Annotated in this window: 17 protein-coding genes; 3 read left to right on the top strand and 14 right to left on the bottom strand. The window is 60.8% G+C overall.

The window, feature by feature from the left end; genetic code table 11:
- Window position 1: 1 nt before the first annotated feature.
- The 14 genes from NANH_RS0107630 to secG form a co-directional block, all read right to left on the bottom strand.
- Window positions 2-1,360 carry a glutamine synthetase family protein gene (locus NANH_RS0107630; RefSeq protein WP_027261485.1) on the bottom strand — a complete coding sequence of 453 codons (1,359 nt, stop codon included), beginning with the start codon at window positions 1,358-1,360 and terminating at the stop codon, window positions 2-4.
- A complete protein-coding gene (locus NANH_RS0107625; protein WP_027261484.1) occupies window positions 1,357-2,040 on the bottom strand; it encodes a type 1 glutamine amidotransferase in 684 nt (227 codons plus the stop codon). Before NANH_RS0107625 ends, NANH_RS0107630 begins: the two co-directional genes overlap by 4 nt.
- Before the next feature lie 121 nt (window positions 2,041-2,161).
- Window positions 2,162-2,968, bottom strand: coding sequence for an ABC transporter permease (locus NANH_RS0107620; RefSeq protein WP_027261483.1), 807 nt, complete (start codon window positions 2,966-2,968; stop codon window positions 2,162-2,164).
- Entirely contained in the window at window positions 2,965-3,852 is an 888-nt protein-coding gene (locus NANH_RS0107615; protein WP_027261482.1) for an ABC transporter permease, read from the bottom strand. The genes NANH_RS0107620 and NANH_RS0107615 overlap by 4 nt, the downstream gene beginning before the upstream one ends.
- 61 nt (window positions 3,853-3,913) lie before the next feature.
- Window positions 3,914-4,672: a transporter substrate-binding domain-containing protein gene (locus tag NANH_RS0107610; protein WP_027261481.1), complete on the bottom strand. Its 759-nt coding sequence runs from the start codon at window positions 4,670-4,672 to the stop codon at window positions 3,914-3,916.
- 30 nt (window positions 4,673-4,702) lie between these two features.
- The gene (locus tag NANH_RS0107605; protein WP_027261480.1) at window positions 4,703-5,479 is read right to left on the bottom strand and encodes an ABC transporter ATP-binding protein; all 777 of its coding nucleotides are present in this window, start codon (window positions 5,477-5,479) and stop codon (window positions 4,703-4,705) included.
- 124 nt (window positions 5,480-5,603) lie between these two features.
- The gene (locus NANH_RS0107600; protein WP_027261479.1) at window positions 5,604-6,338 is read right to left on the bottom strand and encodes a phosphate/phosphite/phosphonate ABC transporter substrate-binding protein; all 735 of its coding nucleotides are present in this window, start codon (window positions 6,336-6,338) and stop codon (window positions 5,604-5,606) included.
- Window positions 6,335-6,772, bottom strand: a complete 438-nt coding sequence (locus NANH_RS0107595; protein ID WP_027261478.1) for a tellurite resistance TerB family protein — start codon at window positions 6,770-6,772, stop codon at window positions 6,335-6,337. Before NANH_RS0107595 ends, NANH_RS0107600 begins: the two co-directional genes overlap by 4 nt.
- Window positions 6,773-6,808: 36 nt before the next feature.
- Window positions 6,809-7,261 carry a tellurite resistance TerB family protein gene (locus NANH_RS0107590; protein WP_027261477.1) on the bottom strand — a complete coding sequence of 151 codons (453 nt, stop codon included), beginning with the start codon at window positions 7,259-7,261 and terminating at the stop codon, window positions 6,809-6,811.
- Window positions 7,262-7,303: 42 nt separating this feature from the next.
- Entirely contained in the window at window positions 7,304-7,597 is a 294-nt protein-coding gene (locus tag NANH_RS0107585; protein ID WP_027261476.1) for a DUF1330 domain-containing protein, read from the bottom strand.
- 70 nt (window positions 7,598-7,667) lie between these two features.
- The gene (locus NANH_RS0107580; RefSeq protein WP_027261475.1) at window positions 7,668-8,555 is read right to left on the bottom strand and encodes a nickel/cobalt transporter; all 888 of its coding nucleotides are present in this window, start codon (window positions 8,553-8,555) and stop codon (window positions 7,668-7,670) included.
- The gene (locus NANH_RS0107575; RefSeq protein WP_027261474.1) at window positions 8,540-9,190 is read right to left on the bottom strand and encodes a DUF1007 family protein; all 651 of its coding nucleotides are present in this window, start codon (window positions 9,188-9,190) and stop codon (window positions 8,540-8,542) included. Before NANH_RS0107575 ends, NANH_RS0107580 begins: the two co-directional genes overlap by 16 nt.
- Before the next feature lie 59 nt (window positions 9,191-9,249).
- Window positions 9,250-10,893: a CTP synthase gene (locus NANH_RS0107570; RefSeq protein ID WP_027261473.1), complete on the bottom strand. Its 1,644-nt coding sequence runs from the start codon at window positions 10,891-10,893 to the stop codon at window positions 9,250-9,252.
- A 170-nt stretch (window positions 10,894-11,063) separates the two neighbouring features.
- Window positions 11,064-11,426, bottom strand: coding sequence for a preprotein translocase subunit SecG (secG, locus tag NANH_RS0107565; protein ID WP_027261472.1), 363 nt, complete (start codon window positions 11,424-11,426; stop codon window positions 11,064-11,066).
- A gap of 125 nt (window positions 11,427-11,551) precedes the next feature.
- On the opposite strand from secG, the gene nthA reads away from it, so the two are divergent.
- Genes nthA through NANH_RS0107550 form a run of 3 tightly spaced genes read left to right on the top strand, consistent with a single transcriptional unit; the run spans window position 11,552 to window position 13,151 of the window.
- The gene (gene nthA / locus NANH_RS0107560) at window positions 11,552-12,166 is read left to right on the top strand and encodes a nitrile hydratase subunit alpha (RefSeq protein ID WP_027261471.1); all 615 of its coding nucleotides are present in this window, start codon (window positions 11,552-11,554) and stop codon (window positions 12,164-12,166) included.
- Window positions 12,163-12,837, top strand: a complete 675-nt coding sequence (gene nthB / locus NANH_RS0107555; protein WP_027261470.1) for a nitrile hydratase subunit beta — start codon at window positions 12,163-12,165, stop codon at window positions 12,835-12,837. Before nthA ends, nthB begins: the two co-directional genes overlap by 4 nt.
- Window positions 12,834-13,151 carry a nitrile hydratase accessory protein gene (locus NANH_RS0107550; RefSeq protein ID WP_027261469.1) on the top strand — a complete coding sequence of 106 codons (318 nt, stop codon included), beginning with the start codon at window positions 12,834-12,836 and terminating at the stop codon, window positions 13,149-13,151. Before nthB ends, NANH_RS0107550 begins: the two co-directional genes overlap by 4 nt.
- Window positions 13,152-13,229 lie beyond the last annotated feature (78 nt).

The raw sequence follows: 13,229 nt of genomic DNA, 5'->3' as shown, positions 1-13,229 counted from the left end.
ATCAGACGTTCAGCAGCAGATGCTCACGCTCCCAGGGCGAGATAACCTGCAGGAATTCATCATATTCCGCCCGCTTCACGATGCTGTAGACGCGGGCAAATTCCGAACCCAGGATCGCGTGCAATTCGGGCGCGTTCTCGAACAGGTCCAACGCTTCGCCCATAACACGCGGAATGTCCGGCTCGCCCTCATAAGCATCGCCGCGAAATTGTTTGTCGGGGCGTTCTTCGTTCACCAGCCCCAGATAGCCACAGGCCAGGCTTGCCGCGATACACAGGTAGGGGTTGCAGTCCATTCCCGCCAGCCTGTTTTCGACCCGCCGGGCCTCGGGACCGGACAGCGGGATCCGGATGCCGGTGGTGCGGTTGTCGCGCCCCCATTCCAGATTGATCGGTGCGGCGTGGTCGCGGGTATAGCGACGATAGCTGTTCACATAGGGGGCCATTACCGCGATCGCAGCGGGCAAGTGATGCTGCAGGCCGCCGATAAAGTGAAAGAACGCGTCGGTCTCTCCGCCCTGTGGGCCGGAAAAGATGTTCTTTCCGGTTTCGATGTCCAGCACCGAATGATGGATGTGCATGGCGCTGCCGGGTTCGTTCGCAATCGGTTTCGCCATGAAGGTCGCGAAGCAATCGTGCCGCAGGGCGGCCTCGCGAATCAGACGCTTGAAATAGAAGACCTCGTCCGCCAGCTTGATGGGGTCGCCGTGGCGCAGGTTGATCTCCAACTGTCCGGCACCGCCCTCTTGCGTGATGCCGTCAATCTCGAAACCCTGAGCTTCGGCAAAGTCATAGATATCGTCGATGACCGGGCCGAATTCGTCCACAGCGGTCATTGAATAGGCCTGACGTGCCGCAGCGGGGCGTCCCGAGCGGCCCATCATCGGTTCGATTTCCTTGGCAGGATCGATATTGCGGGCCACCAGGTAAAACTCCATCTCCGGGGCCACCACCGGCTTCCACCCCTTGGCGCGATACAGTTCGACCACCCGCCTCAGAACGTTGCGCGGCGAACAGGCGACGGCATTGCCCTTGCGGTCAAAAGCGTCGTGAATCACCTGCAGTGTCCAGTCGCCGGTCCAGGGGGCGGCGGATGCGGTACTCATGTCCGGGCGTAGGATCATGTCCTTTTCGATAAACCCGTCCGCGCCCGCGGCTTCGCCCCAGTCGCCGGTGATGGTCTGATAGAAAATGCTGTCAGGCAGGTGAAAATACTCTTGCTTGGCAAATTTACTGGCTGGCACGGCTTTGCCACGGGCGATGCCGGGCAAGTCCGAGATGATGCATTCCACTTCGTCCAGGCGCCGCCCTTCCAGATAGGTTTGTGCCGCGGGTGGGGCTTGCGTGATCCAGTCGGTCATTGGGCGGGCTTTCCTTTGAAGACGGCGGCCATTTTGACGGCAATGTCTCGATTGTTGTTGGGACCGTTCAGGTTGGCGGTGGCGGCGTCCAGCAGATCATCAGGCACCACGCCGCGCCCCCGCGTGCGAATCAACCCATCGACAAACGTGGCGTTGAATTCCGGGTGGGGCTGCAGGGTCCAGATGGTGTCGCCATATTCCAGCACGGCATATTTGCAAAAGTCGTTCCCGCCCAGTACCCGCGCGCCCGGCGGCAGTTCGACGACTTGATCCTGGTGCCAGGCGTTCAGGCTCAGCGTTTGGTCCCCGACCCGATAGTCGGTTCGCCCGACGGCCCAGCCGCCCTCGAATTTTTCGACCTTGCCGCCAAGGGCCTGGGCGATGATCTGATGACCAAAGCAGATTCCGACGAGGGGGCGTTTTTCCGCAGCGATATCGCGGATCAGCGCCTCGAGCGGTTGAATCCAGGGATGATCCTCGTAAGCGCCGTGTTTAGACCCGGTGATCAGCCACCCATCGGCGGCATCGGCTCCATCGGGAAATTGGTTGTCAACCACTGCGAAGGTTTCGAATTCGAAACCCTGACCCGCCAACATCTCGGCAAAGATATGGTCATAGTCGCCCGTGTCTTGCACCATGTTGTCAGGCGCATGGCCCGTAAGCAGGATGCCGATCTTCATGAGTCACCTGTAATTTGATCAAATTCAGATTACCCCACGGCCTTGGCCGAGGCAAGAGCAGTTACGACGTATCGAAGCCACTGGGCGGTGCGCGCCCTTGAGTATGATCAAATTCGTGCGTCTAACGCATAAGCGTTGCCGCAAACCGGGGCCGGCTGCGGCGGTCGGCCGGCAGGTGACGGTTCAGTTGTTTGCCGATCAGCCCGAAAACCGAGACGATCACCAGTGTGAACAGGATGAAGTATCCGGCCAGGATGGGGTAGGGCACAAACGGGTTAAAGGTCTTGTCGGCAAAATAGCTGGCATAATACAGTGCGTCTCCGCGTTGCTGCCAAGCCGGGAAGCCGGAAAAGAACACCAGCGTGGTGGCATGAAACAGAAAGATCGCTTCGTTGGTATAAGCGGGCCATGCCAGGCGCAGCATGGTCGGCCAGACGATGCGTTTGAAGCGGGGCCAGCCGGACATGCCATAGGCATCCGCTGCCTCGGTATCGCCTTTTGGAATCGAGCGTAGCGCACCATAGAAGATTTCGCCGGTATATGCTGCGGTGTTCAGGAACAGCACAATCAGCGCCCCCAACCATGCGGCCGTGAATGGATCGAAGAAAGGGTTCACACCCTTGAGGCTGAGAAACAGGAAATAGGCAAAGAAGAACTGAATGAACAGCGGGCTGCCGCGGAACACAAAGATGAACCATTCGGCGGGCTTGCGCAGCCAGCGGTTGCCTGAGCCCTTGGCCACCGCCAATGCAGTGGCCAGAAAAAATCCGGTGATCAGGGCCATGACCCCGAAATAGATGTTCCAGATCATGCCCGATCCGATCAGCGTGATCTGTTCACACAGGGTAAACCCGTCGCGCGGAAGCAGACGCTCACCGATTCCGACCGAACGCAGCGCATAGTCCTGAACGGTCTGCCAGCAACTCATTGCACGACCGCCTTGCGCTGGGTTTCGCCACCCGATGTTGCCTGGCCGTGGGTCAGACGGACCATCACCCGTTCCAGGACAACCTCGGACACGCGGGTGAAGGCCAGATAGAAGATCAGAAGCACCAGAAAATACCACATCCGCCAGTCGCCGTGGGGATAGCTGGTGAACTTGCTGGTCTTGGTGCCACCAAGTTCGCGCGCCCAATAGACGATATCCTCGATCCCCAACAGGAACAGCAGCGGTGTCGCCTTGATCAGCACCATCCACAGGTTGGACAGGCCAGGCAGGGCGTAGACCCACATCTGCGGTACCAGGATGCGCCAAAAGGTTTGCCGGTTGGACATGCCATAGGCCTCGGCTGTTTCCAGCTGGGCATGGGGCACCGCACGCATGCCGCCGAACAGGACGTTGGCGGCGAAGGCACCAAACACGATGGCAAAGGTTATGACCGCCAAAAAGAAGCCATAGGTTTCATGAATGAACTGCGGTGCGGTGCTGAGCGGCATCTTTGCCGCCTGGCAAACAACAAAATCAGACCCTTGGCGGATCGGCTGGTCCCAGCCCGAGCACAGCATCTTATGGCGCAGATATTCGACCGCCTGATCCAGTGCGATCACGAAAAACAGGAAAAAGGCGATATCGGGTACGCCGCGGACAACTGCGATATAGACCTTGCCCAGCCAGCGCAGTGGCAGGAAATGCGACCGTGCCGCCATGGCCCCGGCAAATCCGAAGGCCAGGGCGACGGGGGCGGTGATGGCCAGCAACAGCAGTACCTTTAAAAAGGCGACATAGAACGACATGTGGACGCCGGTCGTGAGGTAGCACGAAAACCAGCGGAAGGTTTCCAGCGTGTCAGGATCGGAGCAGTAGGAAAACATATCGGCGCCTTTACGGGTGTGCCGGGCGGCGCTTGCGCCGCCCGGCGTTCATCTGGGGCGTTTAGGAGCCGCTGGCGGCCGCGCCATCCTCGCCATAGACTTGGGTGTCCTCGCCGAACCACTTTTTCAGCAGCGTGTTCAGCGTTCCGTCCTCTTTCATCGAGGCAATGGCGGCGTCGAACTTGTCGCGCAACTCGGTGTCGCTTTCGCGCAGGCCCATGCCGATACCACCGCCCAGCGGCACCGCATCGCCTACAAAGACCAGTTCGCCGCCGGATTCCTCGACCAGCGGCACAAGATAGTCCAGATCCGCGAATACTGCGTCGGCCTCGCCGTTGCGTACGGCGGCGACTGTTTCTTCGGGTGTCGCAAATTCAACCAGAGTGGCACCGCTTTCGGCGATATACCCGGCCTGAATCGTTGCGGTCTGGGCCGCCACGATGGCGGAGGTCACGTCCAGCCCCTCAGCAGCACCCACATAGGCCGAGGCGGTTGGCGGGTAATAGTTCTGGGTGAAGTCGATCACCTCTTCGCGCTCATCCGTGATGCTCATCCCGGCCATGATGGTGTCATAGTTGCCCGACACCAGGTTGGGAATGATCGAATCCCAGTCGTTCTTGACCCATTCACAGGTCAGTTCGGCGCGTTTGCACAGCTCGTCGCCGACTTCACGCTCGAACCCGTCCACTTCGCCGGCATCATTGATGAAGTTGTACGGAGGATAGGCACCCTCGGTGCCCATGCGGATGGTGTTGTCTTGGGCAAACGCCATCCCGGCAGTCAGGGCGAGGGCGGCAGTGCCCAGGATAAGTTTCTTCATTTTTTGGTACTCCCTTGGTTTCTTTTTGTTTTACGCGGCGTGGGTGGCCGAAAGGAACCCACGCAGCCGTTCCGATTTTGGTGCGTCGAACAGTGTCCCGGGCGGTCCTTGTTCTTCGATCAGCCCCTGGTGCAGGAACACGACATGATCGCTGACATCGGCCGCCAGTTTCATGTCATGGGTGACAATCAGCATGGTGCGCCCTTCGGTGGCCAGATCCTTGATCACCTTGACCACCTCCTGTTCCAGTTCCGGGTCCAGCGCCGATGTGGGCTCGTCAAACAACAGGGCCTCGGGCTCCATGCACAGGGCGCGGGCGATCGCGGCGCGCTGTTGCTGCCCACCGGACAGTTGCGCCGGGTAGACGTCGCATTTGTCGCCGATGCCCACCTTGGCCAGATAGCCGCGCGCGGCCTCTTCGACCTCGGCCTTGTCGCGGTTCAGCACCGTGACCGGGGCCTCCATCACATTCTGCAGGATCGTCATATGCGCCCACAGATTGAATTGCTGGAATACCATCGACAGGTTTGTACGGATGCGCAGAACCTGTTTGGCATCGCCAGGGCGGCGGTTGTGGCCCGCGCCTTTCCAGAAAACCGGTTCGCCTTTGAACAGGATCTCGCCCTGCTGGCTGTCTTCCAGCAGGTTGGCGCAACGCAAAAGGGTGGACTTGCCAGAACCGGAAGACCCGATCAGCGAAACAACGTCGCCACGGCAGGCGTGAATATCGACGCCTTTGAGCACCTCGAGCTGGCCATAGCTTTTGTGCAGATCCTTGATTTCGATAACGGCTGGATTGTCTGTCACGTTGGGTCCGTCATTGGGGCAGTGTTAGAGTGGTAATAGGAATGAAAATTTGGCACAATGCAACTTGCAATACGGCGGGTAACGCTGGCAAATCTCCGATTTGACCAATTGGACAGCGCAATCGTCAGGGTGCGGGCGGATTGGGAACGGCCAGATAGGCCGCCTTGTCGATATCTGCAAGGCCCAGCAGATGCAGGGCGGAACGGTCCGCCGGGGCGATGTCCGCAATCGCCGCCCGCACCGCATGGGCAATCGGGGCCGGGTCCCGATGGCGGGCCGTAATATAGGGCAAACCGGGCGTTGGCGGGGTCGTGGCAATCACTCGAAGCCTTGCCGCTAGGGGGTCATGTCGTTGCAACAGACGCCATGTCATCGCATCCAGTGCAGCCATATCCGCGTGCCCCTGGGCCACGGCCCGGGCCGAATTGGCGTGGGCACCCGTGGGCAGAAACGTGCCGAAGCGCACGCCCGATGCGGCAAAATGGGTCATCGGCGCGGCCCACCCCGATTGCGAGAGCGTCTCGTTATAGGCAAATGTCCCGTCCGCAAAGTCCGCTTCAGAGTCGCCCTTTGCATCCGCATGCACCACGAGAACAGAGCGATAGTGCCCCGGCGGGCACCCTGGCAGACCATAATCGGGGGTGCCGACCAGATTTACTTCGGGATGTAACCGTGTGCGGTACGGCATGCCGCAGGTCTGCGCCAGCAACAGATCCGGCGATTGCCAGATCTGCCAGAAATCTTCGCTGCGGGTCAAATGATCCGGCCCCGCGCCCAGATGGGCGCGAATCAATGTCCAGAACCGGTTGTTGGCGGGCTGAACTGCGGGCATGTCATACATGCCCAGCATTGCGATCATTCTTGCGCGGCCTGGTGACGCGCGACCGCGCTGTCGACGTCGTTGACCCCCAGCAGGCTGGCAACCAGACGCAACAGCGCGTCTTCTTCCTGCGTGCGCTCGCCATCGACAAGAACAACGGCCCACAACGCCTCGACGACCGAGCGGCGGTCTTCGTAGGGAACGGCATCCTTGATCGCCCGGGTAAAGCGCACCGTGTCGGGGGCCTGGGTCTCCAGCGTTTCCGCCTGTCCGCGCAACTCGACGGCCTGAAACGGCGACAGGCCATAGCGCTGTGAAATGATGCGGTCTATGCGGTCGACTTCGGCCGGTGCATAATCATTGTCAGAGCGTGCAACACGCACCAGCAAGGCGGTCAGCGCGAGACGGGCATCGCCATCGGGCAGTTGGGGCGGGTCCGGCTGGGTCAGCCGTTTGAGCAGGTCACCAAACATGAAAGAAGATATAGGCGGTTACTGCGGGTGCGCCAACTAGGAAGTTGAATTTGCGGCCTGTTCGGCGCGCTCCCGGGCGGCTTTGCTTTCGATAAAGCTCAGGCCCATCGCCTTGCGCGCACTTTCCACCACCCGCAATTCATCCTCTTTCGGATCGCCATCTGCCAGCACGACCTCCCACAATGCATCCAGCGCGGCCAATCGGTCTTCAAGCCCGGTTGTCTCGCGGATCAGTTTGGCAAAGGTGTCGGTTTCGGGGGCCGCAGCGTGCAGCTTTTCGCAAGTGGCGCGAATTTTGGCTGCCTCGATGGCGTTGTGCTGAAACAGGCGCGCCAGAATACGGTCGATCAGGCTGATCTCTTCGACCTGATAGTCCTTGTCCGACATCGCCACGCGTACCAGCAACGCTCCCAATGCCAATTCGGCATCCGGGTCGGGCAGTGGCTCGGAGGTGTTGGTGCGGAACGCGGAAAACAGCTTGTTTAACATGATGTAACTCTACGCTGTATGCAGGAGAACGCCAAGAGGGACCTACCCATCGTAGCCCTGGACGATCACCAGATCGCTGACCGACACCGGATCGCGAATTTCCTTGGCGGTCTGATAGCTGACGCTATCGTAACAGGCGAGCGCTGCCTCGTAGCTGTCGAACTCGATAACAACCGTGCGCGTGCGCACAACGCCCTCGGCAATGCGATGTTCGCCGCCCCGCACCAGGAAACGCGCGCCATACTCGGCAAAAGGCGCGGCATTGGCGGCGACGTAATTCTTGTAGGTTTCCATGTCGTCAACATCGACATGTGCGACCCAATATCCCTTTGCCATCGTAAACTCCGCTAAATGGTCTGGTCGCGACCGTGCAGCAGTTTCGGGCCGCAGGCAATGACGATGCCGATCAGGCCAGCGACCGCAGCAACAACCCGCCCGACAACAGCACGACAACCAGCCCGGCTGTCACCTCGATGGCGGGCAACACCTGGGTTGCAAAACGGCTGCCGGTCAACGATCCGATCAGGCCGCCGCGCAAACCCGCCGCACCGATCCCGACCGCGACGGTCACCGTGGCGGTTCCCAGTGCCATGGCAAAGGCACCTGCGATCCCGACCGCGCCGATTCCCATCTGCCAGGTGATGAGCAGCACAAACAGCGCTCCGGTGCAGGGACGAATGGCAATGCTCGCAATCAGGGCCAAACATTCTTTGAACGACTGTGCCTGGCCAACTTCCTGCAATGTCGGACCATGGCGATGTCCGCAGCCGCAATGCTGATCGTGGTGGTGCGTGTCGGGGCGCGCATGCAGGGCACGCCGCATACCGCGCCAGACCAGCCAACAGCCGACCAATGCGATGGCACCGTAGGAAACAGGGGCCATCACCTGTTCGGTCACACCGATCATGCGTTCGCGTCCGATTGAAAGGATCAACACACCGGCATAGACCAGAAATACCGCGGTCACGGCCTGTCCCAAAGACGATGCCAGACCGATGACGGCCAATCGAAACACCGGTATCTGGCGACCCAGCCCGTAGCCCCCGATCAGCACTTTGCCGTGGCCGGGGCCGACCGCGTGAAAGAAACCATAGGCGAAACAGGCGGTCATAAGCAGGGCAAAGGCTCCGGCCTCGCCCGCACGCAGACCACGCAAATTGCGCGCGATCCGGTTCTGGAATTCGCGTTGCTCCAATGCCGCCCAAGAGGTGATGTGATCAAAACCTCCGCTGAACCAGACGAGGCCCAGAACCGTCAGGGCCAACAGCGTCGCGGCAATCAGGATGCGGGGCATGAGACCCGGATCTCGGTGGCGAATTGGGCCCCCATCTTGGGCAGGCCAGCGTCCTGCAAGTCGGTTGAGGCATCGACCTCGAGCAACATCTCCCGCATCTGGGCAAGCTGGGCATCCACATCCGGCAGGATCTGATCCAGCATGCAACCGGCGCCGCCAATCAGCTTGACGGGTTGCCCGATCTCGTAAGCGGTATAATAGGTCGCGTCATAGGGTTTGAGCGACAAGGCATGCCCCGCTAGCACAGGCGCGCCGGCCACACTGCGCACATGGGTCGTGATGATTCGACCAGCCTTTAGCGCAGCCGTTGCCTCGGTCGGTCTTGACAAATCCAGAGGGACGTCGTCCAGAGTCGCCTCGAGATCGCCGTTGAAGCCGTCGACCCATTGCATGTCAAATCCGGTCAGCTTGTCGGTTTCTTCAGCGGTCAGCGCGCCGTCAAAATCCTGATCCAGTTCCAGATCCTGAGTGATGAGCAACGAATAATAGTCGTCATAGGCCCAGGTGACACGCAGATGGGTCAAGCTGCCTGCATCATCCAGAACGATATCGAACCCGACATCGACGAAGATATGCGGATGCGCCGCCGCCGAAAGCGGCATCAAGCACAGGAACGGAACGAGGAAACGGGCCATGCGCTGCAATCTAGTCGTCCTCCCGCGGACGGGCAATAGCAGGATGGCGGTTGCCTGCTTCAGACCAGCCGCGACGTCTCCTTGGCGGCGCGGACAAAATCGGCGAACAGCGGATGCGGGGCAAAGGGTTTGGATTTCAGTTCCGGGTGAAATTGGACGCCGATGAACCAGGGGTGGTCCTGCCATTCGACGATTTCCGGCAGGCGCCCGTCGGGCGACATCCCTGAAAATTTCAGCCCGGTCTCCTCCAGCTTTTCGCGGTACTTGATGTCGACCTCATACCGGTGTCGGTGCCGCTCCTCTATATGGGTGCTGCCATAAACCTGCGCGACGCGCGATCCCTCGGCCAGCGTGGCGTCATAAGCGCCCAAGCGCATGGTGCCGCCCTTGTCATCGCCGACCTTACGTTCGACCCGGCGGCTGCCCTGCACCCATTCCTTGAGATGATAGACCACCGGTTCAAAGCGCTTTTTGCCAGCCTCGTGGTCGAATTCCTCGGAGCCGGCGGTTTTCAGCCCGGCCACGTTGCGCGCCGCTTCGATCACGGCCATCTGCATGCCCAGACAGATGCCCAGATAGGGCACCTTGCGGGTACGGGCGAATTCGGCCGCCTTGATCTTGCCTTCGGTACCGCGTTCGCCAAACCCGCCGGGCACCAGAATGGCGTGGAACCCTTCCAGATAAGGGGCCGGATCCTCGGTATCGAAAATTTCGGCATCGACCCATTCGATGCACACCTTGACACGGTTCGCCATGCCGCCATGGGTCAGCGCCTCGGCGATGGACTTGTAGGCGTCTTCCAGCTGGGTGTATTTGCCGACGATGGCCACCTTGACCTCGCCTTCGGGATTGTAGATCCGGTCGGCCACGTCCTCCCAGCGGTCCAGGTTGGGTTTTGGCGCCGGGGTGATCGCGAAGGCATCCAGCACGGCCTGATCCAGACCCTCGCGGTGATAGGCCAGCGGTGCCTCGTAGATCGATTTCAGATCCTGAGCGGCAATCACCGCATCCGGGCGCACGTTGCAGAACAGGGCCAGCTTTTCGCGTTCCTTTTCGGGGATCGTGCCCTCGGAGCGGCAGACTAGAATATCGGGTGCCAACCCGATGCTGCGCAATTCCTTGACGCTGTGCTGGGTCGGCTTGGTTTTCAATTCACCACTGGCTTTGATAAACGGCAACAGGGTCAGATGCATGAATATGCACTGACCGCGCGGACGGTCCTGGCTGAATTGGCGGATGGCCTCGAAAAACGGCAAGCCCTCGATGTCGCCTACCGTGCCGCCGATCTCGCAGAGCATGAAATCGACCTCGTCTTCGCCGATCGATATGAAGTCCTTGATTTCATTGGTGACATGCGGAATGACCTGGATGGTTTTTCCCAGATAGTCGCCGCGGCGTTCCTTTTCCAGAACGGTGGAATAGATGCGCCCGGAGCTGACGCTGTCGGTGCTGCGCGCGGCAACTCCGGTAAAGCGTTCATAGTGGCCCAGGTCCAGATCGGTTTCCGCCCCGTCATCGGTGACGAAGACTTCGCCATGCTCAAACGGGCTCATGGTGCCGGGATCGACGTTCAGATAAGGGTCCAGCTTGCGCAGACGCACCGAAAAACCGCGCGCCTGAAGCAACGCGCCCAAAGCGGCCGACGCCAGACCTTTGCCCAGCGAAGACACAACGCCACCAGTGATAAAAATGAATCGTGCCATGCTGTTGGCTGCCCCCGTGAGTGTCGAATTCTTAGTGCCTGACCGGTCCATAAAACCGGAATATCACGGGGTTTTATCCTAGCAGGATTCGCCCCACTCGCGCAAGAGAACCGCAAGATCCTGTTGCGCCGGTTAATCTTTGGTCAAAGTGTTGTGGAGCCTACAAGGCCTCAGTCGGCTTTGGGTACCAATGGTGCGGTGTCGTCCGCGCTCGGCGGCAACAGATCGCTGCCGCTGGGCAATGCCGGAACGGTCTCTTCCGCCTGCGGTGCCGAACCGCCCAGACGATCGATCACGGATGTTCCGCTGGCCTTTTGGGCCGCCAGAATGGTCAGCGTGATCGAGGTGCAGATGAAGGCGATCGCCAGGATCCAGGTCAATTTGCCCAATGCCGTTGCCGCCGCGCGCCCCGTCATCGCGCCGCCGCCGCCGCCGCCCATCCCCAGACCGCCGCCTTCGGAGCGCTGCAACAGCACCACGCCGATCAGGCCAAGGGCCAGAATGAGGTGGACGATCAGAATGACATTTTCCATGGGGACCTGCGGCGTAGAGCGTTTCGGCGTTTCGTATCGGGCGGTATGTAGGCAAGAATGCCGACAGGGGCAAGGGAGGATGTTGGGACTGGACAAATCGCCCGGTCTGCCGCCATTCTCGGCCCATGCCACACGATCATCACGACCATCCACATGCGCTTTTACCATCGGACCCGGCGTTGCGGGTCAAGGCGCTGGAGACGATCCTGACCCGCAAGGGGCTGGTCGACCCCGCAGCGCTGGACGAGATCATAGACACGTATCAAAACCGCATCGGCCCAAAGAACGGTGCCGAGGTGGTTGCCCGGGCCTGGAGCGATCCGGCGTTTCGTGGCGCTTTGTTGCGCGACGCCGACTCTGTGATCGCCGAAATGGGGCATTACGGACGCCAGGGCGAGCATGTCGTGGTGGTCGAAAATACGCCGGAAATCCACAATATGGTCGTTTGCACCCTGTGCAGCTGTTATCCGTGGCCGCTGTTGGGGATTCCGCCGGGATGGTACAAATCCGATGCCTATCGCGCGCGGGCGGTGCGCGAGCCGCGCAGGGTTCTGGCCGAGTTCGGCGTGACCTTGCCAGAGGCAACCGCCGTGCGGGTGTGGGACAGCACCGCCGAGGTCCGCTATCTGGTGCTGCCCATGCGCCCCGAAGGCACCGAAAGCATGGACCTGACCCAACTGTCAGAGTTGGTCACCCGCGACAGCATGATCGGCACCGGCTTGCCGAAATCTCCGCGATGACCCGGGTGCATGACATGGGCGGACGTTTCGGGGACGGACCCGTCGTGCCGGAACCGCAAGGCATTCCGGTGCTTGAAGCCGAATGGCAGGCCCGCGCCCTGGCTGTCACGCTGGCCGCCGGATCGCTGGGACAATGGAACATCGACATGTCGCGCCATGCGCGTGAATGCCTGTCGCCAAGGGACTATGCGCGGTTCTCGTATTTCGAGAAATGGATTGCCGCACTGGTGGATATTCTGGTGCAGACCGGTGTTTTGACCCCAGAGGACCTGGCGGATGGAGACGACGGCCCCCATCCGTTGTCCGACCGCAAGCTGACCCGTGACCGGGTTGCACGGGTGCTTGCAAAGGGCGGACCGGCGGATCGCCCTTCGAAGGTTCCCGTGCGGTTCTCGGTGGGGCAGGCGGTGCGCACCCTGCGGCCCGCCGCCAACCGGCTGGTCGAGGGGGGACACACCCGCTTGCCCGCCTATGCTGCCGGTGCTCAGGGATACATTCAGCGCCTGCATGGTGCGCATGTTCTGCCCGACAGCAACGCGCATCGGTTGGGCGAAGCGCCCGAGCCGCTGTATTCTGTGCGCTTTGCGGCTTCGGAGCTATGGGCCGATCCGGAACATCCTGACGATCAGGTCATCCTCGATCTGTGGCAATCCTATCTTGTGCCGCTATGACCACCGCACCAGAGCCCGCATTTCTGGAACCCTGGCATGCACAGCTGTTTGCACTGACCGTGCATCTGAACGACTCCGGGCGTCTGGATTGGGGCGATTGGGCGGCGCGGTTTGGAGCGACGCTGGCGGTGCATGGGCTGGACAGGGACCTGGACGGGGGCGACGACTATTTCAATGCGTGGCTGGAAACGCTGGAAGCGATTCTTGCCGATGTCGGCGCCGCCGCCCCGGATGAAGCGGCGCAACTTCGCGAGGCCTGGCGGCAGGCCTATCTGAACACGCCGCACGGCGCGCCCGTTCGACTGTCCACCTGATCCGCCGGTCGATACCGTTTGCCGCGAAATTGAGGTTTCGCTGCACGAACCACGCGGCTATACCGGCGCGGGTTTCAA

Origin of the sequence: Sedimentitalea nanhaiensis DSM 24252 (genome assembly GCF_000473225.1) — a bacterium.
GTDB lineage: Bacteria > Pseudomonadota > Alphaproteobacteria > Rhodobacterales > Rhodobacteraceae > Sedimentitalea > Sedimentitalea nanhaiensis.
The sequence above is the reverse complement of the archived record's forward strand: the minus strand, read 5'-3'. Positions and strand labels throughout refer to the sequence as shown.

Excerpts from the sequence above, each read along its gene's own strand:
- NANH_RS0107630 (WP_027261485.1), bottom strand. The coding sequence starts at position 1,360 with ATGACCGACTGGATCACGCAAGCCCCACCCGCGGCACAAACCTATCTG.
- NANH_RS0107625 (WP_027261484.1), bottom strand. The coding sequence starts at position 2,040 with ATGAAGATCGGCATCCTGCTTACGGGCCATGCGCCTGACAACATGGTG.
- NANH_RS0107620 (WP_027261483.1), bottom strand. The coding sequence starts at position 2,968 with ATGAGTTGCTGGCAGACCGTTCAGGACTATGCGCTGCGTTCGGTCGGA.
- NANH_RS0107615 (WP_027261482.1), bottom strand. The coding sequence starts at position 3,852 with ATGTTTTCCTACTGCTCCGATCCTGACACGCTGGAAACCTTCCGCTGG.
- NANH_RS0107610 (WP_027261481.1), bottom strand. The coding sequence starts at position 4,672 with ATGAAGAAACTTATCCTGGGCACTGCCGCCCTCGCCCTGACTGCCGGG.
- NANH_RS0107600 (WP_027261479.1), bottom strand. The coding sequence starts at position 6,338 with ATGATCGCAATGCTGGGCATGTATGACATGCCCGCAGTTCAGCCCGCC.
- NANH_RS0107595 (WP_027261478.1), bottom strand. The coding sequence starts at position 6,772 with ATGTTTGGTGACCTGCTCAAACGGCTGACCCAGCCGGACCCGCCCCAA.
- NANH_RS0107590 (WP_027261477.1), bottom strand. The coding sequence starts at position 7,261 with ATGTTAAACAAGCTGTTTTCCGCGTTCCGCACCAACACCTCCGAGCCA.
- NANH_RS0107585 (WP_027261476.1), bottom strand. The coding sequence starts at position 7,597 with ATGGCAAAGGGATATTGGGTCGCACATGTCGATGTTGACGACATGGAA.
- NANH_RS0107580 (WP_027261475.1), bottom strand. The coding sequence starts at position 8,555 with ATGCCCCGCATCCTGATTGCCGCGACGCTGTTGGCCCTGACGGTTCTG.
- NANH_RS0107575 (WP_027261474.1), bottom strand. The coding sequence starts at position 9,190 with ATGGCCCGTTTCCTCGTTCCGTTCCTGTGCTTGATGCCGCTTTCGGCG.
- NANH_RS0107570 (WP_027261473.1), bottom strand. The coding sequence starts at position 10,893 with ATGGCACGATTCATTTTTATCACTGGTGGCGTTGTGTCTTCGCTGGGC.
- secG (WP_027261472.1), bottom strand. The coding sequence starts at position 11,426 with ATGGAAAATGTCATTCTGATCGTCCACCTCATTCTGGCCCTTGGCCTG.
- nthA (WP_027261471.1), top strand. The coding sequence starts at position 11,552 with ATGCCACACGATCATCACGACCATCCACATGCGCTTTTACCATCGGAC.
- nthB (WP_027261470.1), top strand. The coding sequence starts at position 12,163 with ATGACCCGGGTGCATGACATGGGCGGACGTTTCGGGGACGGACCCGTC.
- NANH_RS0107550 (WP_027261469.1), top strand. The coding sequence starts at position 12,834 with ATGACCACCGCACCAGAGCCCGCATTTCTGGAACCCTGGCATGCACAG.